The organism is Flavobacterium sp. N2038, assembly GCF_025947185.1.
Taxonomy (GTDB): domain Bacteria; phylum Bacteroidota; class Bacteroidia; order Flavobacteriales; family Flavobacteriaceae; genus Flavobacterium.
The window spans coordinates 4,564,395-4,588,922 of the sequence record NZ_CP110001.1; the positions used below are offsets into that span (position 1 = coordinate 4,564,395).

Sequence of the window (24,528 nt, forward strand, 5' to 3'; positions counted from 1 at the left end):
GCGAATTCTTTAATTAAAATGTTACTGTAACAATTGCCTCTTTAATTTCTGTATAAGGTATTTGTTGCTCTTTTTGAACTGTTTCTTTTCCTTTTCCTACTTTTTTCGGTTCTCTTGCTTCCCAAGACAAAATTATAAAAACATCGTTAGCTTCAACCAATTCTGCTTCAATTTTTTCAGTATTTGTAGTAACAATCAATGTTCTACCAATATTTTTCTTGTATTGTCTTGTCATTTTCAAAGGTGATCCTACTCCAACCGATGCTACTTCAAGCGAAAAATCCTGCTCTTCACGATCCAGATTATTCTCGATTGCACGACTAATATCAATACAATCCTGCAGCGCCACTCCATTATCACCGTCTAAACCAACACTAATTTTAAAAGAATCTGAAACTGCCAGGTCAATCAAAAAGATCGATGGCTTTTCCAGAAGAGCTTCTGTAATTAATCCGTTTACTTTTTCTTTAAATGTCATAATTTTATAAAAAGAGGGGACACTTAGTCCCCTCATTATTTAGATTTTAATAAATAACGGTGCAAATATAGTGTTTTTTTTATAAATCAAAATAAATTGATTGCTCTAATAATATTTCTTATCTTTATAGAAGCAATAAAACAACAGATTACTCAATAATTTAACCCAAAAAATTATGAAACGAATTTTAGTTCCTACTGACTTCTCAGAACATGCAGAAGACGCCTTGAAAGTTGCTGCGCAAATTGCAAAAAAAAATGATTCAGAGATCATCATTTTGCATATGCTGGAATTGCCGCACCAAATGAATGACGCCATACTTGGCGGCACCAGTATTCCGGAAACAATGCTATTCATGAAAAAGGCCAACGAAATGCTTGATGGAATATCATCAAAACCCTATTTAGATGGAATTTCGGTAACTGAAATCGTAAAAATGGACAAACCAATTCACGGAATCACTCAAGTAAGCAAGGATTACGAAGTTGATTTAATCATAATGGGATCACACGGCTCTTCTGGAGTTGAAGAACTCCTAATTGGCTCCAATACCGAAAAAGTAGTTCGAAATTCGGAAATTCCGGTTTTAGTCATAAAAAAAGAAATTCCAAATTTTAATGCTGCAAATATTGTTTTCGCTTCTGATTTTTCAGAAGAAACCAAAAAACCTTTTGAAAAACTATTAAACTTTACACAATTCTTCAATTCAAAAATACACTTGGTTACCATTTGCACACCCAACAGCTTCAAACCAACTCATGCTCTTGAAAAAGCAATGAACGATTTTATAGATCATTTCAAACTCACCAATTATACTAAACAAATATACAACGATACTAATATTGAAAAAGGAATCCTAAATTTCTCCAATAGCATAAATGCCGACACTATTGGAATGTGCACACACGGAAGAACTGGTTTTGCTCACTTTTTCAACGGAAGCATCAGCGAAGGACTGGTAAACCACTCCATTAAGCCCGTAATTACTTTTAAGATTTAAAGCAAAACACCAATACAAACAACTTAGTTCAGTTTACCCCATAAAAAAAGCCTCTCGATTGAGAGGCTTTTTACGTTGGTCTACTAGGACTCGAACCTAGAAAGACTGCACCAAAAACAGTTGTGTTACCATTACACCATAGACCAGCAATGCTGTTAAGCGGGTGCAAAATTAGAACTTTATTTAGATTATGCAAACTTTTAATATATTTTTTTTTGCATAAAAAAAGCCTCTCATTTCTGAGAGGCTTTATGTTGGTCTACTAGGACTCGAACCTAGAAAGACTGCACCAAAAACAGTTGTGTTACCATTACACCATAGACCAGCAGTGCGGTTAAGCGAGTGCAAATTTAAGGCTTTATTTAGTTTACGCAAACTTTTTGCCAAAAAAAAATCATTTTTTTTGCTTTTTTTAACTTTGAAACACCTTGCAATTTCAGAAACACCTCATAAACAATACATTACTTTTTACTGACTTGTTTTATAGAATTTTTTGTTAATGCTCGTTTCTTTACATAAAAAAACATTTTCTTTGTAGGATTGAAAAACATACAAAATTTTAACACCTAAATATGGCACAATTCAATTTCAATAAATGGAATACTATTATTGGTTGGTTTGCATTTGCAATCGCTTTAATTACTTACACATTAACTGTTGAACCAACAATGAGCTTTTGGGATTGTGGTGAATACATCGCTACAGCCGCTAAACTTGAAGTTGGACACCCTCCCGGAGCACCTTTATTCCAAATGATGGGAGCGTTTTTTGCCATGTTTGCAACAGATGCACAGCATGTGGCACTAATGGTAAATATGATGTCTGTTTTCTCCAGTGCATTTACAATTCTGTTCATGTTTTGGTCTTCGTCAATGATTTTAAAGAAAATCGTTGCTCGTTTTACCGAAATTGATCAAAACAATTCTATCGTAATTTTAGGTAGTTCATTTGTTGGAGCACTTGCCTACACTTTTTCTGATAGTTTTTGGTTTAATGCCGTAGAAGCAGAAGTTTATGCGATGGCTTCTTTATTAATTGCTTTACTTTTCTGGCTTGGTCTTCGTTGGGAACAAGATATGGACAAACCAAAAGGAAACAAATGGCTATTAATCATCTCTCTTGTTGTAGGGCTTTCTTTTGGAGTTCACTTCATGGCTTTATTAACAATTCCATCGATAGGGTTTCTTTACTATTTCAAGCATTACGAAAAAGTAACAATTAAAAACTTTCTTATAGCCAATGTAGTAGTAATTGGAATTCTATTATTTATTTTCAAGTTGCTTTTACCATTAACAATGGCTTTCTTTGGAAAAACAGAAGTATTCATGGTAAACAGCATGGGACTTCCTTTTAACTCAGGAACTATTTTTGTCGCTTTACTTTTGGTTGCTTTTTTCTATTTTGGATTAAAATATACGAAGCAAAAAGGGCTAATTTTTTACAATACTATTCTACTTTGTATTTTATTTATTCTGATTGGTTTCTCAACCTGGATGATGCTACCTGTTCGTGCGAATGCCAATACGGTAATTAACGAAAACAAACCATCTGATGCTACAGAGGTTTTAGCTTATTACAATCGTGAACAATATGGTGTAAACCCATTATTCTATGGCCCTCAATACACGGAGGTTTTTTCAGGTCTTGACGAAAAAAACCCATATTTAGACAAAAAACCTAACTACGAAAGAGACTATAAAACTGGTAAATACGTTATTACCAATAATTATAAAAATGCAGAACAGAACTCAGATGACAATCAAAAAACAATTCTGCCAAGAATGTGGAGCACTGAAACTGGACACATTCAAAACTATATCAGTTTTACTAATCCTCCTAAATTTAAAATAAACCCAAATTATCCATATGAGGAAGATTTAGCAAAATACGGAATTGATGCAAGTCAATTAACCGAAGATGAGTACAATAAAGCAACATCTCAATTGAGAAACGAGGTCGAAAAAACTGTTTCTGAATTCAGAAAAGCATACGCACAAAAGCAAATTGATAACGAAGGTTATGTTAAGTTCTTAAATAGCTATAAAGATTATTTAATTATCGAAAAACCATCAACTATAGATAATTTCAGCTTTATGTTTGAATATCAATTTGGATATATGTACTGGAGATATTTGATGTGGAATTTTGTTGGACGTCAAAGCGATGTCCAGGGGAAATACGATAACTTAGACGGGAACTGGATTAGCGGCATCAAACCTCTTGATTCTGTTCATTTAGGCTCTCAAAACAACTTACCAAGTGATGTTTTAAACAACAAAGGTAGAAATGTTTACTTTTTCCTTCCGTTTATCCTAGGACTTATAGGAATAATGTACCATGCTAATAAAGATCTTAAAAGTTTTTATGTGCTTTTGGCTTTATTCTTATTTACAGGAATCGCTTTAAAAATCTATTTGAATGAAAGGCCATTTGAACCTAGAGAAAGAGATTATGCCCTTGTAGGATCATTTTATGTCTTTGCAATCTGGATAGGCTTTGGAGTTTATTCTCTTTACGAAAGTATTAAAAATTATATTGCTCCAAAAATTGCCGGACCAGTTATCATTGCTGCAAGTTTACTGGCTGCTCCAATTTTGATGGCATCTCAAAACTGGGATGATCACGACAGATCAAACAGATATACTGCCGTTGCAATGGCAAAAGCATATTTAAGCTCTTGTGACAAGAACGCAATCTTATTTACAATTGGTGACAACGACACGTTCCCGCTATGGTATGCGCAGGAAATTGAACATTTTAGAACCGATGTGAAAATCGTTAATACAAGTTTATTTATGACAGATTGGTACATTGATCAAATGAAAGCCAAAGCTTACGAATCTGATCCTTTACCAATATCTTTCAAACACGAAGAATATGTAGGAGATAAACTAGATTATGTTGCCCATATTCCAAAAATAGAAACTCGTTGGAACCTTACCGATTTTATTGATTTTATCAAAAACCCAAAATCAACGGTTGGTTTACAAAACGGCCAAACGATTCATTTTTTTCCAACAAATAAAATCAGAGTACCTATTGATAAAAATGTTATCATCAAAAACAAAGTGGTAAATCCGAAATACAATGATTCTATTGTTCCTTATATAGACATAGACATCAAAGGAAGCGCGATCTACAAAAATCGTTTAATGATGCTTGATATTTTAGCCAATAACAATTGGAAACGTCCAATTTACTTTAGTGGTGGTGCTTTTGACGATGAAGATTATTTATGGCTAAAAAACTATCTTCAGTTAGATGGAATGGTTTACAAATTAGTTCCTGTTAAAAATGTTCCATCGAAAGATGGAGGACCAATGGATATGGGACAAATTGATGCTGATAAATCTTATGACATTGTAATGAAATGGGATTGGGGTAACAGTGAGAGCGACAAGATTTATCACGATCCTGAGACTAGAAGAAACAGCATTACGTACCGTACAAACTTATCGCGTTTAATGAACGAACTTATCGCTGAAGGTAAAATCGACAAAGCCAAAAACGTAATCAATTTAGCTATTACAAAAATGCCTTTGGATAAATTTGGATATTACTCATTAGTAGAACCATTTACCGAAGGGTATTATAAAGTTGGTGAAACTGCAAAAGCACAAGATTTGCTTAATAAATTAGTTAAAAAGTACAACGAAAGCTTAAACTATTATTCAACATTACCGACTAACGACCAGACTGATCTTGCAATGGATATTATTACAGATATTGAGCGATACAGAAGTCTTTTACAGGTTATGGACAGAAATAACGACAAAGCCTTTTATGAAAAACACAAAAAGACATTTAACACTTATGTAAATGTTTTTGAACGTTTTGGACGTGAAAAAGAATAATATACGAAAAATATACTGATTAAAAAAATGCAGCGCTTTTAGATAAATAGCGCTGCATTTTTTAATTTTACATATCTCTAAATCATTTCAAAATGAAACCTTATTGGGTAAAAACGAATTTATTTATAAAAACGGTGTTTTCTAAATATTGTTGGGATATTCCAAACAAAGAAAAGAAAATATACCTGACGTTTGATGATGGACCAACCCCAGAAGTTACTGATTGGGTTTTAACTGAGTTAAAAAAATTTGATGCAAAAGCTACCTTTTTTTGTATCGGTAAAAATATAAACGCAAATTCGTCTTTATTTGAACGCTTAATTGCCGAAGGTCACGCCATTGGAAACCATACCATGAATCATATAAATGGATGGAAAAGTCAAACAAATGACTATATTGAAAATGTAAAAAATTGTGCCTCAATTTTAGCAGAGGAGAAAAAACTGAATGGTTTATTATTTCGTCCGCCTTACGGAAAAATAAAAAAAGCACAATCTAAAATCCTAAGAAGTCTTGGTTATAAAATAGTAATGTGGGATGTTTTAAGCGCAGATTTTGACCAGTCTATAACTCCTGAAAAATGTCTTGAAAATGTTACTAAAAATGTAACATCAGGAAGTGTAATTGTTTTTCATGACAGCATAAAAGCATCGCAAAATCTTAAATTTGCGTTACCTAAAACATTACATTTTTTAAAAGAAAATGGATATGCATTTGATGTTATTCACTAAACAACATCAGCTAAGTAGTTTTTATTGATTATTAAATTGTTCCTGAACAATTCCTATAATAGTATTGGCATCAAGTTCACCAGATTGCCTCCAGATCATTTGACCTTCTTTATAAATCATTAGCGTCGGAAGCCCTTTAATACGAAGCGCCTCAGCCAGTTCCTGATTTTTATCAACATCAATTTTGATTACTTTGGCTTTATCACCAAGTGCAGCCGCAACATCCTTAATTACAGGATGCATAGAAACTGACGATTCATTCCAATCTGTGTAAAAGTCAATTAACACAGGGACTTGAGCATTTATTAGTTCTCCAAATTTTGACATAAAACCAAAAATTTAAAATTTATTAATCTACTTAAAAGAGATAAATATTCTACAAATGTAGCATTTTTAACGAATTAAGCCACATTGTTGCCTTTTTTTAGTTCAATGACTGTGATTTCCGGCATGATTCCAACTCTTCCCGGATAGGCGTGAAAACCAAATCCGCGGTTAACATAAACGTATCTTCCAGCGTTTTCATATAAGCCAGCCCATTGTTTATAAATATATTGTGCAAGACTCCATTTAAAATATCCCGGAATTTCAATTCCAAACTGCATTCCGTGTGTATGGCCTGCCAGCGTTAGATGAAACTTTTTAGGATGGTCTTTGATTTCGGCATCCCAGTGACTTGGATCGTGGCTCATTAGGACTTTAAAATCATTCTGATCTACATTTTGTGAAGCCTTATTTAAATCTCCGGCTTTCTTAAAATTTACACCCCAGTTCTCTACTCCAATCAAAGCAATTTTATCATTCCCTTTCTCAATGTAGGTATGTTCATTCAGCATTAACTTAAAACCGATCTTTCCGTAAAGACTTTTAATTTCCTCAAAATTTTCATCTTTCTGTTTCTCAGATGGCCAGGTAACATATTCACCATAATCATGATTTCCTAAAACAGAAAACTTTCCATACTTATAATCTTTAATTCGACTAAATGTTTCCAGCCAAGGATGCATTTCTTTTGCATGTGTATTTACGATGTCACCGGTAAACAAAATCATATCGGATTCTTGTTGGTTTATTAAGTCAATCGCATAATTTATTTTTTCAGGATTATCAAAACTCCCACTGTGAACATCAGAAATCTGAGTGATTTTAAAACCATCAAAAGCATCCGGAAGATCCGGAAAAAAAACCGTTTGTTTGATGACTTTAAAATTATATTTTCCTTCAAAAATTCCATAAATCAAAGACAAAAAAGGTACGGCAGCCAATCCCAATGCAATCTGACTGACAAATTTTCGTCGATCTGGCATCATTTCTTTTCTTGGAGTATTGTAAATAAAATAATTTAAAATACTTGCACCTATTCTAAAAATATCTTCGCCAAATAAAATCAGTGTCATTACAATCTTTGGAACGTATATAAGCAGCATCAAACCTGTTGTAAACATAAACTGTTTGGTTTGACCAACTGATCGGTCCACCTGAGAAAAAGAGTACAGAATAAATGCTAACAGCAAAAAACTAATAATCTGGTAGCTTATTAAAATCCATCTTAATTTTATAAGGGTACGAACAGCTTGATAGGAATAAAACTCGAGAAGCAGAAAAAGGACACAAAGAATTATAAATTTAAGGATCATTAATTATAGTTTTAAGCAAAGTAACAAAGAATGAAAATTTTATTGCTTTTTATTATCAAAAATTTAACTCAAAAAACAGCAAAAAGCCGATGGATTTCTCCATCAGCTTTTTCTCTACCAAATTTTTAAAACCTTCTATAAACCACAACATAGTTTATTAGGCAAACCTATGTTGTTTTATTTTTGAGCTTTTGCAGCTTCTGGCTTAACAGCCTCTGTTTTTTTAGCTTTTTTATCTGCTTTTTTGTCTTTTTTAGGAGCTTTAGCTTCTTTTACCGGAGTAGTTTGTGCTGGAGTTGTTTGAGCATTTACCATTGCAGTTGTTCCTAGAACCGCCACTGCTAACATTACTAATTTTCTCATGATTGTAGTTTTTATAAATTGTTATTATTTCAATTATTATACATCAAAGATAGAATCAGTAAATGAAGATAAAATGAAGATAAAACCTATCTCAGAAAATTAACTTTTAATTATGTTTTGGCGCCTCAGGAAGCAATAACATAAACACAGTGCCTTCGTTTAAAACGGAAGTGACTTTTATTTCTATATGATGAAAAGAACCAATACTCTCAGCAATCGCAAGTCCCAAGCCCTGACCATCCTGATCTGAACTGATACGGGTAAACCGGTTAAATATTTTTTCAAGTTGAGATTCACTCAATCCAACGCCTGTATCCGAAATAGAAACAAAATACCTTTCATCTGCAAAACCATCCGCAACTGTAATTGTACCATTTGGTTTATTGTATTTTATCGCATTGGTCACCAAATTATAAAACAAAATATGAATCAGCGTTTTATTCCCCGTAAAACTATAATGATGCTGCATATTGTTCAAAAACCGTATTTCCCTATCCTCTATTCTATCCTGTAAATCTTCCTGCAGTTCATTTACTATTTCAGAAAAATCAATAGCTTCGTTTGCTTCATATTGATTGTTTTCAATTCTGGAAATCAGTAACAAATTATTAATTATCTTCTTCAACATATCTAATGTTTTTAACGAACCTGCGATTTTATCAAAAGCATTATCATCTAAAGAATCATTCTGCAGTAAATTCTCGAATTTATTTTTTAGCAAAGCAATTGGCGTCAGCAATTCATGAGAAACATTTGAAATAAATTGCTTTTCTTTTTTGAAAAGCTCAGCAATTCGATCCATCATTTGATTTAAAACCAGATCGAGCTCACGAAAATCTCTCGATTTTGCATTAATCGGCGTATGATCAAAGGCTTCTGGCTCATTGACTCGCCTTATTTTGGTATCAATAATTTTATAAAATGGCTTAAGAAGATATTCAATGTAAACCGTATCGGCCAGAAAAGTAACTAACAGAATAACCACCAAAACTATAATAATAAAAAACCTGATGATAAAGGTAAGATCATTTACTTCACTAAGACTACTGCCTATTTCTAGTTGATAATCTTCTCCTTCATAGGTAAAATGATATTGCAGAATTCTATATTCGTTTTCCTCCCCCTCTATCGTTCGATATTCATTGCTAAAAGTTGTCTTTTTTTGCTTGGGTTTGACAGGCATTCTCGAAAGTACAAGAAATTCGCTGTGCAAGGTAGAAAACTGCGAATATGTTTCGGTCGAATCATCAGAGTTCTCGATAAAATCATTAATTTCATTTTTATCCAGATGATCAATAAATTTTTTCTTTTTTTCAATAAGGCCATTATTAATATGCCTGTAGACTACATTTTCTACCAAAATAGGAAGCATTAACCATAAAATCAAAATCACCAACAATCTTGTCAGTGCATTAAAAATGGCTAATTGATGTTTTATTTTCACAGAAATTTATTTACTCGTTAATACGATATCCCACGTTTCTAACGGTTTCAAACCAATCTATTGAAGTGTGTTTATCTAATTTTTTTCGAAGGTTTCGAACATGCACATCAATAAAGTTTGAATCTGAATTCACCTCCAGGATATCTCCCCAAATATGTTCTGTTAATTGTAATCGGGTAATAACTCTGTTTTTATTTAAAACCAGATATTGAAAAATATCAAATTCTTTTTTAGTCAGATTGATCGGGATTCCATCATAACTCACTTTATAATCCTGAAGCTGCAACAAAAAACCATTAACACTTAAACTATTCACCGTAAAGCCATGAATCCTGCGTATTACAGCAAACAATCTCGCGCTCAGCTCTGTAAGCGCAAAAGGTTTAGTCAAATAATCATCGGCTCCTAAATGCAGGCCATTTATTCTATCGTCTAATTCTCCTCTGGCTGTAAGTACGATTACTGCCATTTTTGACTGCGTTTTTCGAACCGTTTGAAGCACTTCAAATCCATCTCCGTCCGGCAAACCTAAATCCAGCAACATAGCATCATAATCATTGCTTCCAAATTCTTCCAAGGCATCTTCGCAGGTATTAGCAATCTTACAGATATACCCCGCATTACAAAGAAAATCGTAGATTTCTACTGCCAGTTCTTTATTATCCTCTACAATCAAAATATTCATAAGAAATACATTTAAGTACAATTAAAATTAATCAATTATCAAAAGCTTCGATATCTATTATTAAAAAATTAACGAATAAAAAAAGCTGACAAATTACTTCATCAGCTTTATTCAACCGCATTCTCATAATCATTATTCCTGTTTTGTCTCCCTTACAATGCTTTGAAAACAAAACAAAAACAAACACTATTTTTTCACACTTGCTGTTGCCGGAGTTTCAGTTGCAGCCGATTTCGCTTTTTTAGAAGCTTTGTGTTTAGAATGTTTTGCAGTTTTAGATTCTTTTGCCGGAGCAGCTTTGTCATCTTGTACAGGTGTAGATTTAACCTCTTTTGCAGGTGTTTTTTTAATTGGAGCAGGAGCTGCAATCATTACACTTGTACCTAAAACTGCTGCTAATACTAAAAATAAATTTTTCATGATTTCTTAATTTTAAATTACTTTTTCAATAGTTTCTTTGCTTATTTTTTCACTTTTGCTGTTTCAGCTTTTGGAGCTTCACTTTTTTCTGATTTTGTTTTTTTATCAGATTTGTGTTTAGGATGTTTTGTTGCTTTAACTTCTTTTGCAGGAGTTGCTTTTGGATCTTTTGCAGGAAATGCATGAACCATTGCACTTGTACCTAAAACTGCTACTAATAACATCAATAAATTTCTCATGATTTCTAAAATTTTAAATTAATACCTTTTATTTTACAGATCAAAATTACCTCTGTAACATGAAGCCAAAATGAAGAAATCCCTGAACAAAAATTTTTAACTTGATATTAACGCTTTGTGGGTTTTTGAACCATATAAGTAATATAAGTTCATTTTAGCAGAGGCGCACAGCAGTGCGTCTCCACATTTTAATATGTAACGATTAGTTGCGTCCTATATATTAAATGAACTTATATTACTTATATGGTAAAAAAAATTTATGGTGGAAAAAAAATCCTGTTAGTCTAATTTTTGAGAACCCAATTGTTTATTTTTACAGACTAATATTTTTAATATGTCAACTCAAAAACGCCTTTTTCTTCTAGATGCTTATGCATTAATTTTTCGTGGTTATTATGCCTTCATAAAAAACCCGAGAATCAACTCAAAAGGAATGGATACATCTGCAATTATGGGTTTTATGAACTCGCTTTTGGATGTTATTAAAAGAGAAAAACCAGATCATCTTGCTGTTGCTTTTGACAAAGGCGGAAGTCAGCTGCGAAATGAAATATTCCCGGAATACAAAGCAAATCGTGATGTTACGCCAGAAGCGATAAAAATTGCCGTACCTTATATTTGTGAATTATTAAAAGCAATGCATATTCCTATTATTGAAGTAGCCGGTTTTGAAGCCGATGATTTAATTGGAACTATTGCAAAACAAGCTGAAAAACAAAACTATAAAGTTTTTATGGTGACTCCCGATAAGGATTTTGCCCAATTGGTTTCTGAAAATATTTTCATGTACAAACCGGCCCGAATGGGTAATGGAATCGAAATTTGGGGTGTTCCTGAAGTTTTAGAGAAATTTGAAATCGAAAGACCTGAACAAGTAATAGACTTTTTGGGAATGATGGGTGATGCTGCCGATAATATTCCAGGACTTCCGGGAGTTGGTGAAGTGACCGCCAAAAAACTTCTAAAAGAATTTGGTACAATGGAAAATCTTTTGGCAAATACAGATAAGCTAAAAGGGAAGATGAAAGAAAATATCGAAGCCAATAAAGAAAAAGGGTTGCTTTCTAAAACACTGGCCACTATTTTACTAGACTGTCCTGTAACTTTTGACGAGACTGATTATGAATTAACACGTCCGGATATTGAAAAAACGGATGCTATTTTCCAGGAACTGGAATTTAGAAGAATGGCGGAACAGTTTGATAATTTGTTCAAAACAGATGGAACCCAAACTGCCGCACCAGAAGTTTCTGATGCCAAATTATATAAAAAAGCACAACCTAAAAATGACGATCAGTTTGATCTTTTTGGAGGCGCTACTACAGATGAAGGAACAGAAACACAGAGAACTTCTTTCTACAATACATTATCAGACACACCTCACTCCTACCAGACTATTCAGGGAGATTTAGGTATAAAATTGCTTTTACAAAATTTACAGAATCAGCCTTCAGTTTGTTTTGATACTGAAACAACAGGAATTGATGCTTTGCATGCAGAACTTGTTGGAATGTCTTTTGCCTTCGAAAAAGGAAAAGCATTTTACGTTCCGTTTCCTGAAAGCCGAGAAGAAGCACAAGCTTTAGTCGATAAATTTATTCCGTTTTTTGAAAATGAAAACATCGAAAAAATTGGACAGAATTTAAAATACGATTTGAAAATTCTTTCAAATTATGGTGTTACGGTAAAAGGAAAACTTTTTGACACGATGATTGCACATTATCTGATCAATCCGGATATGCGTCATAATATGGATATTTTAGCCGAAACTTATTTAAAATATTCTCCAAAACCAATTGAAGACTTAATTGGTAAAAAAGGAAAAAATCAGCTTTCGATGCGTGATGTTCCTTTAGAAGATATTAAAGAATATGCCGCCGAAGATGCCGATATTACTTTACAATTAAAAGAAATCTTCACAACCGAATTAGACAAAACAGAAACTAAAAAACTTTTTGATGAAATCGAAATTCCGTTAGTAAGTGTTTTGGCTGCAATGGAAACTGAAGGAATTCGTCTGGATGTTGATTTCCTTAGCGCTATGTCTAAAGAAATGGATGTTGAAATCAAATCTTTAGAGCAACAAATTTATGAAACAGCTGGCGAGAAATTTAATCTTGCTTCTCCAAAACAATTAGGGGACATTCTGTTTGATAAAATGAAAATTGGCGGTGCAAAACAAAAGAAAACCAAAACAGGTCAATATGCAACCGGAGAAGAAGTCTTAACTTATTTAGCCAACGATAATCCAATCGTAAAACAAATTCTGGACTGGCGCCAAATGGTAAAATTACAAAGTACTTATATCTTGGCTTTACCAGAACAGGTGGACAAAAAAACATTAAGAGTACATACGGATTACATGCAAACTGTTGCTGCAACAGGGCGTTTAAGTTCCAATAATCCAAACTTGCAAAATATTCCAATTCGTACTGAAAGAGGACGTCAGATTCGTAAAGCTTTTGTGGCTCGCGACGAAAATCACACTTTAATCTCTGCCGATTACTCGCAGATTGAATTAAGAATTATTGCTGCCCTAAGTGGTGAAGAAAACATGATTAAAGCTTTTCAGGACGGAGAAGACATTCACAGGTCTACCGCTGCAAAAGTTTTTGATGTTGCGCTAGAGGATGTAACTCGTGAACAAAGAAGTAATGCTAAAACAGTAAACTTCGGAATTATATATGGTGTTTCTGCTTTTGGACTGAGTAACCAGACTTCATTATCAAGAAGCGAAAGCGCTGCTTTAATTGAAGCCTATTACAAAACATACCCAAGATTAAGATCTTATATCAATGAACAAATTGAATTTGCCCGCGAGAAAGGATATGTACAAACTATTTTAGGCCGTCGTCGTTATCTAAAAGACATTAATTCTGCAAATGCCGTAGTAAGAAGTGCAGCCGAACGAAATGCGGTTAATGCCCCAATTCAGGGAAGTGCTGCCGATGTGATTAAAATCGCAATGATCAACATTCATAAAAAATTACAGGAAGAAAACTGGAAATCTAAAATGCTTCTTCAGGTTCATGATGAGCTTGTGTTCGACGTTCACAATGATGAACTCGAAAAAATTCAGCCAATGATTAAACACGAAATGGAAAATGCTTTCAAAATGGCAGTTCCATTAGAAGTTGAGCTTGGTTTAGGGAAAGACTGGCTGGAAGCGCATTAGAAAAACAGAAATGAAACAAAAAACGATAACGTATTCTCTTGTAACAATAGTTGTCTTATTTATAATCTATCAAATCAATGTTAGCCTGGCTTTAGGTTTGGATACTTTTGTAATAAATCTTTTGCCCCGCAAAAAACTGCCAGGTGAATTTGTGACTTATAAAAATTTATCTGAAGTTAAAAAATTTGGTGATCATGATATATCATTATTTCAGAAAGGGGCTGAGTATTGTTATACTTTTCAGATACTCGAGATTTCAAATGATAAAATCATGGTTAAAGTGATTACCAAATCTGAACCTTATGATCACGGGGGAGGAAATACAGGTGATAATTACAGCAATACATTATTTAAAATGGATTCCTTTGGAAAAGTTTTAGACACAATAAACTTTAAAACTTCCTCGTCTGATCAATCTGAGTTTGGCGATATCGTTTTGCTTAACAAACAAATAGTAAACAAAGGCCTGCTTTATTACCAAACCTGGCCCACAGATGGAAACAAAACAAAAAAAGATTTTATTCCAGTAAACAAAGATTTAACCTGGTCTGTTGAAAAATTACATCAATATTATTACGATACTATTATACCAAATTGCACTTACTTAGAATCTTTTTATAGCTGGAGAAATCACTCCATACCTTCTGAAAAAAGAGAATCTATAATATATTACGCAAATAATCAATGGTATGTAGTTTATGGCGTAGGTGAAGACATATATAGTAATGCCCGGGATCTAAGCTCGAAGCAGCATAAAAATATTATTAATGAAGATGTACGTGATAATATACCAAACGATAAAATAAAGGTTAGATATTATCAAAAATTAGATTATAATTCAATTATGATAGGGCAAACCCAGTCCAACAGCCCTTATACTTCTTATTACTGGGATGGAATTGCTTATGTCGATATACCTTTTGCAGAAGACACACTAAAATTCAAAAAAGAAGATATTTACTTGGATGATTATGATACTGAGGAAAAGACAATACACAGCACCAAAAAAGGCAACCAAATAAAAATGGAAAACTCTTTGAAAAAAAAATACAGTTATTATTCTAATCCAAATTTGAAGTTTACCTTAATTTCTGACGATGAAAGCAAAAACTTGTACATTGTCAAAAACACAAAATAATATTGCATTTTAAAATTGGTTATCATGAAAAAAGTTCTTTTATTTCTATTTATAATGTACTCAGCGATTTCATTTTGTCAGGACAAAATATATTATCTCGAAGGAACTTTGGGCAAAAGCACCATTTTTATGACTCTTCAGGTTTATAAATCAGCTAATGAAACTAATCTGACTGCAGTTTATTTCTATAAGAATTCATTAAAAGATATTAAGCTGGAGGCAAAATTAAAAGACAGCAATAATTATACTTTCTATTTTAAGCCCGGCGATATTATCACTGAAAAATTTTATTTAAAAAAATCAGGCAATAATTTCGATGGTTTTTGGTATGATGCTAAGGATAAACAATTGACTGTTCATCTTGAACCTGTAAATTTTGATCATTACAAATCAAATCTCAAAATTAGATTTGAAGACGAGCGCTTAAATCTGGTGAAATATAAGTTCCTTGAATTTAAAAAACAGAAAACCACACTTTACAATAACAAAGAATTTGTCTGGTATTCTGAAAAACATTGCGATTCTGATTTCTTTAGATTAGGAACTGGTTTTTCTGAAAAAAATAAAGCTGTGATTAATCCAATTTTAGAACAAATACATATCCAAAATACATTAAACCAGCTTAATTGTTCATCTAGTTTTGAATATAGTAATGGACAGGGAATAGAAAGTACAACGACAATAAATTTTCTTAATTCAAACTTATTAGGCTTTCAAACTTTTGATTCTTGGTTTTGTGGAGGTGCTCATCCCGATTTTGGCGGCAGCGGTTATCTGATTGACCTAAATAATGGAAAACAATATGGAATTGACGACATTCTGGCTTTTGACAAAAGTGTGACGGGTGATAGTGAAAATAATTTTGATGCTTTTTCTAAATACCGAAGTGATTACTTTGCTCCAAAACTTCTCGAACTTCTTAAAATCGAACATCATTTTGAAAAACCAAAAAACGACGACGACGATCCTTGTGACTATACAAATGAAGAATATTGGGATTTTCCTTCCTGGAATTATACAGAAAAAGGAATTGAATTTACTCCCAGTTTTTACAGAGCAGCAAGAGCCTGTGAAGAATCTTTCTTAGTTCCTTTTGAAAAATTAAAGAATTACAAAAATCCAAAATTTCCATACGCTTTTTAAACAAAAAACCATCCGCTGCTACGGATGGTTTTTGTTTTATTTATTTAACTTTTCTAGTCGATTCTCTTTCTTTCAAAACCGTCTTAATAACGATTGTTTCGTAATCTGAAGTTTCTTCTTCGTTTTCTTCTAATCTTTTGATTAACCTCTTGGCAGCAACTTCACCAATTTCAATTCCGTGCTGGCTTACTGTTGTTAAACTTGGTGACAAACGTCTAGAAGCTAAAATTCCATCAGCAAAACCAATTATCGAAATATCTTCAGGAACCTTGTATCCTTTTTTCAAACTAACTCTTAACGCTGCAACTGAATCATTTTCGTCTAATGCAAAAATTCCATCGATTTTGCTATCAAAAATTCCATCAATTTTAGCTTTCATATCTTCTTCAGAATCGGTACGAAGGATAATTTTTTCGTTTACCGGAATATTATTGTCTTTTAAAGCTTTCAAATATCCATCAGCTCTTAATTTTCCAACACTTAAATTATCTACAGAAGAAATTAAGGCAATGTTTTTACATCCTAAATTAATTAAATGCTGTGTAGAATTTAAAGCAGAATCAAAATCGTCTACTACTACTTTATCACATTCTACTTCGTCAGCAATACGATCAAACATTACAATTGGAGTTCCGTCATTTATAATGGCAGAAAAATGATTGTAATCCTGAAGTTTTTGAGCTTCTTCTGAAACCGAAAGTATAAAGCCATCAATAGTTCCGTTACTTAACATTTCAAGTGTATGAACTTCTTTTTCTAAAGACTCATTAGAAATACAAGTGATTACATTATATCCTTTTTTATCGGCTACTTTTTCGATACCGCTAAAAACCTTAGCAAAAAAGGAGTTTAATATATTAGGTATAATTACACCAATTGTTTTAGTCTTACGGTTTTTTAAGTTCAGACCAATAACATTGGGTTTATAATTTTTGAGTTTGGCATACTCCTTAATCTTCACCTTCGTTTGCTCACTAATTTCCGGACTGTCATTCAATGCTTTAGACACTGTAGACACAGAAACACCAAGTTCCTTCGCAATTTGTTTTAGAGTTGCTTTAGCTTTCATCTAATAAAATTTTATGTAATTAATACAAATATAGTAGAATTACCTAAAATAAAACAAAAAAGACCTGGTACTATTTAAAAATCACACGGACTTTCAAAATAAAACAAAGAAACATCGATTTTCAAAAACCATTTCTCTTAAAATCTCGTTAATAACTTAATACACGTTATTAACCTAATAAAAGACCTTGATTATGAAAAACGAAGTTAAAATTCATGAAGTTGATCCTTCACTGAATAACAGAAGAAGCTTTCTTAAGCTTAGTGGCTTAACATTAGTTGGTGCAGGTTTGGTTCTGGCTGGTTGCAGCGACAATAATAATGAAGACAATATGCAGGACAATTCCCTGCCCGGAATAAAAAACGGAGTATTTGACTTAGGCTCCGGAGATTTTGGCGTACTTACCTATGCCTATGCTTTAGAACAACTTGAAGCTGATTTTTATACAAAAGTTGTAAATTCTACAAATTTCAATGCTACTTTCAGTGATATTGAACGTCAGGTTTTAACTGACTTATATTATCACGAAGTAATTCATCGTGATTTTTTTAAAGCTGCTTTAACAGGAGCTCTTCCTGACCCAAGTTCACAATTGCTTCCCTCCTTAGCATTCAATTACGGTTCTTTAAACTTTAGCAGCCGCAATGAAGTTCTAGCCACTGCAAAGGCTCTTGAAGACACTGGAGTTGCCGCATACAACGGTGCGGGCAGACTAATTAAAAGTGCTGACTATTTATTATTAGCCGGAAAAATAGTTTCTGTTGAAGCCCGACACGCTTCTGCGATTAGAAGTTTAATTAACCCAAATTCTAAAGATTTTGCTGGTGACGATATTATAAATACATCAACCGGACTAGATGTTGCAAAAGATCCATCTAAAATTCTGCCAATTGCAGGAGGATTTATTACTACAAAATTTACTGCTCAATACCTACCTTAATGTTAACTAGCTAAAACTTAGAAATTATGAATATTTTAAAATTTATAGAAACCTTCACAGATGATAGTTTAATGAGAAGTACCGGTTCCAGAAGAGACAGTTTTAATCAGTTTGGAAATATCGGTAAAAATTTGGCACTGGCATCAATTCCTTTCGGATTATCTGCAATGGCAAATAAAGCACTGGCAAAAGACATCACTCCTACTCCGGCTACTCCAATTGGGGCTTTGCAATTTGCTTTAACATTAGAATACCTTGAAAATGAATTCTATGCCATGGCACTAGATTCAGGAGTAATTCCGGCATTAGAAAATGGCGGACGTGATTTAAAAGTTTTTCAACAAATTGCAGATCATGAAGCAGACCACGTAAAATTTTTAATTGCGGGACTAGGCGGTACAATGAGTGCCAATTTTGTTCCGAAACCAACTTTTGATTTTACTGTAGGAGGAGCATTTGATCCTTTTAATGATTATGCAACCTTTTTAGCATTGGCTCAGGCATTTGAAGATACAGGAGTGAGAGCTTACAAAGGACAGGCTGCCAATTTAATTTCAGCACCCGATTTATTAACGGCTGCCTTGCAAATACATTCTGTTGAAGCACGACACGCATCTGAAGTCAGAAGATTACGCGGCTTAAAGGGATGGATTTCTAATGCCGAGAGAGGAGCCGGAATGCCGGCAGCAACGCAAGCCGTATATGCTGGAGAAGATGTTATTATGCAGGCAGGGTATAATACTGCCGGTTTATTTGGAGCTGCCGCTGGATCAGAAGCTTACGACGAGCCTTTAACAACACAACAAGTTGTAGACATTGCAAATTTGTTTATTGTTTAACAAAAAAACTCAAAATATTGAACCACCTTCGCGTTATTGTGAAGGTGGTTTTTTTTTATTGATTTAAATGCAAAACTGACAGCCTGATTTTCAGCAGATAAAATATTCTTTTCAGGTATTTGGTTTTAAAATAATTAATTGTACTTTTGCATCCCCTTTATTGGGGATGGAATGTTTAATTAAAATAATATTATGGACGCATTAAGCTACAAAACAGTTTCAGCTAGCAAAGCCACTGTAACTAAAGAGTGGATTGTTGTTGACGCTGAAGGTCATAACTTAGGACGTCTTGCTTCAAAGGTTGCAATGATCTTAAGAGGTAAGTACAAACCAAGTTACACACCGCACGTTGACTGTGGAGATAACGTAATTGTTATCAACTCAGAAAAAATTAACCTTACAGGTACAAAAATGAATGACAAAATTTACATGCGTCATACAGGTTACCCAGGAGGACAAAGAACTTTAACTGCTAAAGTATTGCAAGCTAAAAACCCTGCATTATTAGTAGAAAAAGCTGTAAAAGGAATGTTACCTAAAAACAAATTAGGAGCTGAACTTTTTAGAAATCTAAATGTTGTTGTAGGTGCTGAGCATACTCACGGAGCTCAAAAACCTAGAACTGTTAACCTAAACGATCTTAAGTAATGGGAGTTATTCACAAAATCGGTAGAAGAAAAACCGCTGTTGCACGTGTATATGTTTCTGAAGGAACAGGAAAAATCACTGTAAACAAAAAAGAATTCGCAACTTACTTTCCAACTGCAACTTTACAATACAAAGTTTTACAACCAATGTCTATGACAGAAAATGTAAACAACTTTGATGTAAAAGTAAACGTTTACGGAGGTGGTTCAACTGGTCAGGCAGAAGCTGTAAGAATGGCATTAGCTCGTGCAATGTGCGAAGCTAACATCGAAAACAGAGCTATCCTTAAACCAGAAGGTTTATTAACAAGAGACCCAAGAATGGTTGAACGTAAGAAATTCGGTCAGAAGAAAGCTCGTAAGAGATTCCAATTCTCTAAACGTTAATATTACCTGTCTTGTTCAAATGGGACAAGACATTATCAATTATTTATTGAAATTAAAAAACACAGTTATTGTTGCTCTCCTACCGAGGTAGGAAATAGTTTAGCATCTAAATATATAAAGCCAGGGAAACCGCCATTTATATATTGCTAATCAACAGAACGTAAACTAGTACAAAATGGCAAACAAAATAGAAGTAAAAGAATTACTAGAAGCAGGTGTTCACTTCGGACACATGACTAGAAAATGGGATCCTAATATGGCTCCTTACATTTATATGGAGCGTAATGGAATTCACATTATCAATCTATATAAAACTGCAGCTAAAATTGAAGAAGCTAATGAAGCTTTGAAAAAAATCGCTGCATCAGGTAGAAAAATCTTATTCGTAGCTACCAAAAAACAAGCAAAAGACATCGTTGCTGATAAAGCAAAAGCTGCAAACATGCCTTACATCACTGAAAGATGGCCAGGTGGAATGCTAACTAACTTCGTAACTATCAGAAAGGCAGTTAAAAAAATGTCTTCTATTGATAAAATGAAGAAAGATGGTACTTTCATGACGTTATCTAAAAAAGAGCGTTTGCAAGTTGATCGTTTACGTGCTAAATTAGAGAAAAACTTAGGTTCAATTGCTGATATGTCTAGACTACCTGCAGCATTGTTCGTAGTAGATATCAAAGCTGAACACATCGCAATAAAAGAAGCACAAAAATTAAACATTCCAGTTTTCGCAATGGTTGATACTAATTCTGACCCAAGAGAGGTTGATTATGTAATTCCAGCAAATGATGATGCTTCTAAATCAATTGACAAAATTTTATCTTTAGTAACTACTGCAGTAATCGAAGGTCTTTCTGACAGAGGTTCTGAAAAAGAAGTTGAAGTAGCTGAAGAAGCTGCTCCTGCTGCTGAGGCTGAAGCTGCTCCTGCAACTGAAGAATAAATCAAATTTTAAATTCCAAATTTTAAATTCCAAACTCCAAATACAAAATTAAAAACGTTATGTTGATAATTTAATAAAATTGGAGTTTGGGATTTAGAAGATGGAATTTTTACTTTTAACATTAAAATTCAAAATATTATGGCAACAATTACTGCTGCAGACGTAAATAAATTAAGACAATCTACAGGTGCCGGAATGATGGACTGTAAAAAAGCTTTAGTTGAAGCTGAAGGAGATTTCGATAAAGCGATACAAATCCTTAGAGAAAAAGGACAAAAAGTTGCTGCTAATCGTTCTGACCGTGAGTCTTCTGAAGGAGCTGCTGTTTCTTTCATTAATGCTGACAACACTAAAGGAGCTATCATCACTTTAAACTGTGAAACTGACTTCGTAGGTAAAAATGAAGCTTTCGTAACTTTAGCTAAAGATTTAGTAGAAAAAGCTATCAACTTCTCTTCTAAAGAAGAGTTTTTAGCTTCAGATTTCAACGGACTTACTGTTGCTGAAAAATTAATCGAGCAAACTGGAGTTATCGGTGAAAAAATCGAAATCGGTGGTTTTGAAATTTTAGAAGGTGCTTTCGTTGGATCTTATGTTCACGTTAACAAAATTGCTGCATTAACTGCAATTTCTGCTGCAATTCCTAACGCTGACGTTTTAACTAAAGATGTTTCTATGCAAGTTGCTTCTATGGGAGCTGATACATTATCTTACAAAGATTTTGATCCTGCTTTCGTTGAATCTGAACTTGCTGCTCGTATTGCTGTAATCGAAAAAGATAATGAAGAAGCAAAACGTTTAGGAAAAACTTTAAAAAATGTTCCTAAATATATTTCTTACTCTCAATTGACTGAAGAAGTTTTAAAACAAGCTGAAGAAGATGCTAAAGCTGAATTAAAAGCTGAAGGTAAACCAGAACAAATTTGGGACAAAATTATTCCTGGAAAAGTTCAACGTTTTATCTCTGACAATACTACATTAGATCAAGAGAAAGCTTTGTTAGATCAAAACTTTATCAAAGACGATAGTAAAAAAGTTGGTGATTACGTTAAAGGATTCAACGTTGAAATCACTGGTTTCAAAAGAGTTACTTTAGGTTAATATATTATTTCAATATTTAAAAAGCCCGAATATTTATTTATTCGGGCTTTTTTATTTTAGTTAGCTACATTTTACAACAGGAAAATTTCTCGCACGCATTAATGCATCAGATTCGGGAGCATGCCCTCTAAAATTCTCATACATTTTTTCATTGTCAATTTTATTACCAACACTCAAAACAGTATCATAAAGACGTTTTGAAACCTCTTTATCAAAAGTCCCTTTGCCTTCCAGAAAAGCTTCATACGCATCTGCATTTATAACATCTGCCCATAAATAGCTGTAATATCCCGCAGCATAACCATCGCTGGAAAATATATGAGCAAACTGAGGAATTCTGTGACGCATCACAATTTCAGACGGCATATTAATTTCAGCCAAAACACCTTTTTCAAATTGATGTGGATCAACGGTTTCTGTCGTTAAATGCAATTTCATATCAACAAAAGAACTTGAAATAGTTTCTACAGTTGCAAAGCCTTCATTAAAATTTGCCGCTTTTCCAATTCTATCCACCAATGACTGCGACAAAGGTTCATTTGTTTTATAATGAAGAGCAAATCTGTTTAACACTTCCGGAGTCGCAAGCCAATGCTCTAATAATTGTGATGGAAATTCAACATAATCACGAGCAACAGAAGTCCCGGACAAACTTGGGTAAGTAACATTTGAACACAAACCATGAAGTGCATGTCCGAATTCATGAAACAATGTCGTCGCATCATCCCAGGAAATCAAAACTGGTTCTCCAGAGTTTCCTTTTATGAAATTACAGTTATTAGACACAATAGGAAGCACATTTCCGGCTATCTTCTGCTGATCTCTATGCGAGTTCATCCAGGCTCCCGAACGCTTCCCTACACGCGCAAAAGGATCAAAATACCAAAGACCAATTACCTCGCCAGTATTTTTATTATTAACTTCCCAAACACGAACATCTGCATGATAAACCGGGACATCCAATAGTTGTTTAAAACCTAAATCAAACAATTCGCCGGCAGTCCAAAACATTCCCTCACGCAAATTCTCTAATTGTAAATATTGTTTTATTTCGTTTTGATCTAAATCGTATTTTGCTTTTCGAACTTTTTCGGCATAAAAACGATAATCCCAAGGCTCAATTTTAAATCCTCCGTTTTCCTTATCTACTATTTCCTGCATTGCAAAAACGTCGTTTTTTACTTTTTCAATTGCCGGATTCCATACAGACTCCATTAAATCTAAAGTCTTCTGCGGATCTTTTGCCATTTTATTTGACAAGCTCCATTCTGCAAAATTATTAAAACCTAAAATTTTAGCCTTTTGAGCTCTTAATTGTAAGATAGCAACCAGAACCTCATTTGTATTATTTTTATTATCATTATCTCCACGTTTTACAAAAATATCAAACGCCTTTTCTCTTAAACTTCTATTATTAGAAAAAGTTAAAAAAGGTTCGATTGAAGACCTTGTATTCCCGATACAACCTAAAACAGTCAGATTTCTTTCTTTTGCCTCAGCAATTGCAGCATTTTTAAACTCTTCAGGAAGACCACTAAAATCCTCTTCAGACTTTAATTCTAAAAATTGATCGTTCTCTTCTGCCAGCAATTTTTGACTAAATGAAGTAAAAAGACCTGCAAGTTCCTGATTAATCTTAGCTACTTCTTTTTTATCATCTTCATTTAATTCAGCACCTTCACGAACAAAATTTGTATAATAAAGCCAAATTAATCTTTGTTGTTCGCTACTTAGTTCTTTGCTTTCTTCTGATTTGTATATCGTTTCAATTCTTGCAAACAGTTCTTTATTTTGATACATCCTATCCTCTATCTCAGCCAGCTTAGGAGACATTTCTGTATCAACTGCACTAAATTCAGGAGTGCTTAAATTAGATCTGTAAATTCCATAAACAGCCTGAATCCTTTCAATTGTTAATCCTGAGAGCTCAAGAGCCACAATCGTATTGCCGAATGTAGGTTGCTCTGAATTATTTGCAATAGCATTAATTTCATTCCATTTTTCCTGTATGGCAAATTCAATAGCCGGTTTGAAATCAGAAACTTTGTAATCTGCAAAATTCGGAATTCCTCCGTAAGGACCTTTCCACTCTTTAAGCAAAGGATTGTCAGAATTATTATTTATAGTAGGTGTAAAAGAGCTATTATCCATTTCAATCTGTTTTAAATTATTTGGGCTCTTATTTTTTAGAGCTTCCAGTACTTTCAAAATTACCTAAAAAATAGGAATTAAAATTAAATCTGAACATAACAGAAAAGAATAAAAATACCTCAATTAAACATTGCAAAAAACTTC

The 24,528-nt window shown here is 33.4% G+C and carries 22 protein-coding genes and 2 tRNA genes; 12 read left to right on the plus strand and 12 right to left on the minus strand.

Annotated elements, in window-relative coordinates:
- Positions 1–13: 13 nt before the first annotated feature.
- A complete protein-coding gene (gene rimP / locus OLM51_RS19920; protein ID WP_264552317.1) occupies positions 14–478 on the minus strand; it encodes a ribosome assembly cofactor RimP in 465 nt (154 codons plus the stop codon).
- Positions 479–653: 175 nt separating this feature from the next.
- Between rimP and OLM51_RS19925 the strand changes: the two genes are divergently transcribed.
- Positions 654–1,478 carry a universal stress protein gene (locus tag OLM51_RS19925; protein WP_264552318.1) on the plus strand — a complete coding sequence of 275 codons (825 nt, stop codon included), beginning with the start codon at positions 654–656 and terminating at the stop codon, positions 1,476–1,478.
- Between the two features lie 75 nt (positions 1,479–1,553).
- On the opposite strand, the gene OLM51_RS19930 is transcribed toward OLM51_RS19925, so the two are convergent.
- Together OLM51_RS19930 and OLM51_RS19935 are read right to left on the minus strand one after the other, a co-directional pair.
- A tRNA-Gln gene (locus OLM51_RS19930) sits at positions 1,554–1,624 on the minus strand.
- Between the two features lie 108 nt (positions 1,625–1,732).
- Positions 1,733–1,803, minus strand: a tRNA-Gln gene (locus OLM51_RS19935).
- Positions 1,804–2,050: 247 nt separating this feature from the next.
- Between OLM51_RS19935 and OLM51_RS19940 the strand changes: the two genes are divergently transcribed.
- Both OLM51_RS19940 and OLM51_RS19945 read left to right on the plus strand, forming a co-directional pair.
- Positions 2,051–5,332: a DUF2723 domain-containing protein gene (locus tag OLM51_RS19940; RefSeq protein WP_264552319.1), complete on the plus strand. Its 3,282-nt coding sequence runs from the start codon at positions 2,051–2,053 to the stop codon at positions 5,330–5,332.
- 92 nt (positions 5,333–5,424) lie between these two features.
- The gene (locus OLM51_RS19945; RefSeq protein WP_264552320.1) at positions 5,425–6,063 is read left to right on the plus strand and encodes a polysaccharide deacetylase family protein; all 639 of its coding nucleotides are present in this window, start codon (positions 5,425–5,427) and stop codon (positions 6,061–6,063) included.
- Between the two features lie 21 nt (positions 6,064–6,084).
- Here the strand turns inward: OLM51_RS19945 and OLM51_RS19950 are convergent, their stop codons facing one another.
- The 7 genes from OLM51_RS19950 to OLM51_RS19980 all read right to left on the minus strand — a co-directional run bounded on the left by OLM51_RS19950 (position 6,085) and on the right by OLM51_RS19980 (position 10,851).
- On the minus strand, positions 6,085–6,390 hold the full coding sequence (locus OLM51_RS19950; protein WP_264552321.1) for a thioredoxin family protein: 306 nt from the start codon (positions 6,388–6,390) through the stop codon (positions 6,085–6,087).
- A gap of 74 nt (positions 6,391–6,464) precedes the next feature.
- Positions 6,465–7,700, minus strand: a complete 1,236-nt coding sequence (locus tag OLM51_RS19955; RefSeq protein WP_264552322.1) for a metallophosphoesterase — start codon at positions 7,698–7,700, stop codon at positions 6,465–6,467.
- Positions 7,701–7,877: 177 nt separating this feature from the next.
- Positions 7,878–8,063: a hypothetical protein gene (locus OLM51_RS19960; protein WP_264552323.1), complete on the minus strand. Its 186-nt coding sequence runs from the start codon at positions 8,061–8,063 to the stop codon at positions 7,878–7,880.
- Positions 8,064–8,169: 106 nt separating this feature from the next.
- Positions 8,170–9,507, minus strand: a complete 1,338-nt coding sequence (locus tag OLM51_RS19965) for a sensor histidine kinase (RefSeq protein ID WP_264552324.1) — start codon at positions 9,505–9,507, stop codon at positions 8,170–8,172.
- Positions 9,508–9,517: 10 nt separating this feature from the next.
- Positions 9,518–10,192 (minus strand): response regulator transcription factor, encoded by a 675-nt coding sequence (locus OLM51_RS19970; protein WP_264552325.1) that lies wholly within the window; start codon positions 10,190–10,192, stop codon positions 9,518–9,520.
- Between the two features lie 186 nt (positions 10,193–10,378).
- Positions 10,379–10,612, minus strand: coding sequence for a hypothetical protein (locus tag OLM51_RS19975; RefSeq protein WP_264552326.1), 234 nt, complete (start codon positions 10,610–10,612; stop codon positions 10,379–10,381).
- A 41-nt stretch (positions 10,613–10,653) separates the two neighbouring features.
- The gene (locus OLM51_RS19980; protein WP_213254748.1) at positions 10,654–10,851 is read right to left on the minus strand and encodes a hypothetical protein; all 198 of its coding nucleotides are present in this window, start codon (positions 10,849–10,851) and stop codon (positions 10,654–10,656) included.
- Positions 10,852–11,185: 334 nt separating this feature from the next.
- On the opposite strand from OLM51_RS19980, the gene polA reads away from it, so the two are divergent.
- Genes polA through OLM51_RS19995 form a run of 3 tightly spaced genes read left to right on the plus strand, consistent with a single transcriptional unit; the run spans position 11,186 to position 16,307 of the window.
- Positions 11,186–14,026 carry a DNA polymerase I gene (gene polA / locus OLM51_RS19985; RefSeq protein ID WP_264552327.1) on the plus strand — a complete coding sequence of 947 codons (2,841 nt, stop codon included), beginning with the start codon at positions 11,186–11,188 and terminating at the stop codon, positions 14,024–14,026.
- 10 nt (positions 14,027–14,036) lie between these two features.
- A complete protein-coding gene (locus OLM51_RS19990) occupies positions 14,037–15,164 on the plus strand; it encodes a hypothetical protein (protein WP_264552328.1) in 1,128 nt (375 codons plus the stop codon).
- 24 nt (positions 15,165–15,188) lie between these two features.
- Positions 15,189–16,307: a hypothetical protein gene (locus OLM51_RS19995; protein WP_264552329.1), complete on the plus strand. Its 1,119-nt coding sequence runs from the start codon at positions 15,189–15,191 to the stop codon at positions 16,305–16,307.
- A gap of 40 nt (positions 16,308–16,347) precedes the next feature.
- On the opposite strand, the gene OLM51_RS20000 is transcribed toward OLM51_RS19995, so the two are convergent.
- On the minus strand, positions 16,348–17,376 hold the full coding sequence (locus OLM51_RS20000; protein ID WP_264552330.1) for a LacI family DNA-binding transcriptional regulator: 1,029 nt from the start codon (positions 17,374–17,376) through the stop codon (positions 16,348–16,350).
- Between the two features lie 193 nt (positions 17,377–17,569).
- On the opposite strand from OLM51_RS20000, the gene OLM51_RS20005 reads away from it, so the two are divergent.
- The 6 genes from OLM51_RS20005 (at position 17,570) to tsf (ending at position 22,233) form a co-directional block, all read left to right on the plus strand.
- The gene (locus OLM51_RS20005) at positions 17,570–18,316 is read left to right on the plus strand and encodes a ferritin-like domain-containing protein (protein WP_264552331.1); all 747 of its coding nucleotides are present in this window, start codon (positions 17,570–17,572) and stop codon (positions 18,314–18,316) included.
- A gap of 26 nt (positions 18,317–18,342) precedes the next feature.
- Positions 18,343–19,155 carry a ferritin-like domain-containing protein gene (locus OLM51_RS20010; RefSeq protein ID WP_264552332.1) on the plus strand — a complete coding sequence of 271 codons (813 nt, stop codon included), beginning with the start codon at positions 18,343–18,345 and terminating at the stop codon, positions 19,153–19,155.
- A 192-nt stretch (positions 19,156–19,347) separates the two neighbouring features.
- Positions 19,348–19,803 carry a 50S ribosomal protein L13 gene (rplM, locus tag OLM51_RS20015; RefSeq protein ID WP_213254758.1) on the plus strand — a complete coding sequence of 152 codons (456 nt, stop codon included), beginning with the start codon at positions 19,348–19,350 and terminating at the stop codon, positions 19,801–19,803.
- Positions 19,803–20,189, plus strand: coding sequence for a 30S ribosomal protein S9 (gene rpsI, locus OLM51_RS20020; RefSeq protein ID WP_264552333.1), 387 nt, complete (start codon positions 19,803–19,805; stop codon positions 20,187–20,189). The genes rplM and rpsI overlap by 1 nt, the downstream gene beginning before the upstream one ends.
- 175 nt (positions 20,190–20,364) lie before the next feature.
- Positions 20,365–21,132 carry a 30S ribosomal protein S2 gene (gene rpsB, locus OLM51_RS20025; RefSeq protein ID WP_017497948.1) on the plus strand — a complete coding sequence of 256 codons (768 nt, stop codon included), beginning with the start codon at positions 20,365–20,367 and terminating at the stop codon, positions 21,130–21,132.
- A 138-nt stretch (positions 21,133–21,270) separates the two neighbouring features.
- Positions 21,271–22,233, plus strand: a complete 963-nt coding sequence (tsf, locus tag OLM51_RS20030; protein WP_264552334.1) for a translation elongation factor Ts — start codon at positions 21,271–21,273, stop codon at positions 22,231–22,233.
- A 60-nt stretch (positions 22,234–22,293) separates the two neighbouring features.
- On the opposite strand, the gene OLM51_RS20035 is transcribed toward tsf, so the two are convergent.
- Positions 22,294–24,384, minus strand: coding sequence for a M3 family metallopeptidase (locus tag OLM51_RS20035; RefSeq protein ID WP_264552335.1), 2,091 nt, complete (start codon positions 24,382–24,384; stop codon positions 22,294–22,296).
- Positions 24,385–24,528: the final 144 nt, after the last annotated feature.

Bases quoted from the DNA above. Each gene is read 5' to 3' on its own strand.
- rimP (WP_264552317.1), bottom strand. From the start codon at position 478: ATGACATTTAAAGAAAAAGTAAACGGATTAATTACAGAAGCTCTTCTG.
- OLM51_RS19925 (WP_264552318.1), top strand. From the start codon at position 654: ATGAAACGAATTTTAGTTCCTACTGACTTCTCAGAACATGCAGAAGAC.
- OLM51_RS19940 (WP_264552319.1), top strand. From the start codon at position 2,051: ATGGCACAATTCAATTTCAATAAATGGAATACTATTATTGGTTGGTTT.
- OLM51_RS19945 (WP_264552320.1), top strand. From the start codon at position 5,425: ATGAAACCTTATTGGGTAAAAACGAATTTATTTATAAAAACGGTGTTT.
- OLM51_RS19950 (WP_264552321.1), bottom strand. From the start codon at position 6,390: ATGTCAAAATTTGGAGAACTAATAAATGCTCAAGTCCCTGTGTTAATT.
- OLM51_RS19955 (WP_264552322.1), bottom strand. From the start codon at position 7,700: ATGATCCTTAAATTTATAATTCTTTGTGTCCTTTTTCTGCTTCTCGAG.
- OLM51_RS19960 (WP_264552323.1), bottom strand. From the start codon at position 8,063: ATGAGAAAATTAGTAATGTTAGCAGTGGCGGTTCTAGGAACAACTGCA.
- OLM51_RS19970 (WP_264552325.1), bottom strand. From the start codon at position 10,192: ATGAATATTTTGATTGTAGAGGATAATAAAGAACTGGCAGTAGAAATC.
- OLM51_RS19975 (WP_264552326.1), bottom strand. From the start codon at position 10,612: ATGAAAAATTTATTTTTAGTATTAGCAGCAGTTTTAGGTACAAGTGTA.
- OLM51_RS19980 (WP_213254748.1), bottom strand. From the start codon at position 10,851: ATGAGAAATTTATTGATGTTATTAGTAGCAGTTTTAGGTACAAGTGCA.
- polA (WP_264552327.1), top strand. From the start codon at position 11,186: ATGTCAACTCAAAAACGCCTTTTTCTTCTAGATGCTTATGCATTAATT.
- OLM51_RS19990 (WP_264552328.1), top strand. From the start codon at position 14,037: ATGAAACAAAAAACGATAACGTATTCTCTTGTAACAATAGTTGTCTTA.
- OLM51_RS19995 (WP_264552329.1), top strand. From the start codon at position 15,189: ATGAAAAAAGTTCTTTTATTTCTATTTATAATGTACTCAGCGATTTCA.
- OLM51_RS20000 (WP_264552330.1), bottom strand. From the start codon at position 17,376: ATGAAAGCTAAAGCAACTCTAAAACAAATTGCGAAGGAACTTGGTGTT.
- OLM51_RS20005 (WP_264552331.1), top strand. From the start codon at position 17,570: ATGAAAAACGAAGTTAAAATTCATGAAGTTGATCCTTCACTGAATAAC.
- OLM51_RS20010 (WP_264552332.1), top strand. From the start codon at position 18,343: ATGAATATTTTAAAATTTATAGAAACCTTCACAGATGATAGTTTAATG.
- rplM (WP_213254758.1), top strand. From the start codon at position 19,348: ATGGACGCATTAAGCTACAAAACAGTTTCAGCTAGCAAAGCCACTGTA.
- rpsI (WP_264552333.1), top strand. From the start codon at position 19,803: ATGGGAGTTATTCACAAAATCGGTAGAAGAAAAACCGCTGTTGCACGT.
- rpsB (WP_017497948.1), top strand. From the start codon at position 20,365: ATGGCAAACAAAATAGAAGTAAAAGAATTACTAGAAGCAGGTGTTCAC.
- tsf (WP_264552334.1), top strand. From the start codon at position 21,271: ATGGCAACAATTACTGCTGCAGACGTAAATAAATTAAGACAATCTACA.
- OLM51_RS20035 (WP_264552335.1), bottom strand. From the start codon at position 24,384: ATGGATAATAGCTCTTTTACACCTACTATAAATAATAATTCTGACAAT.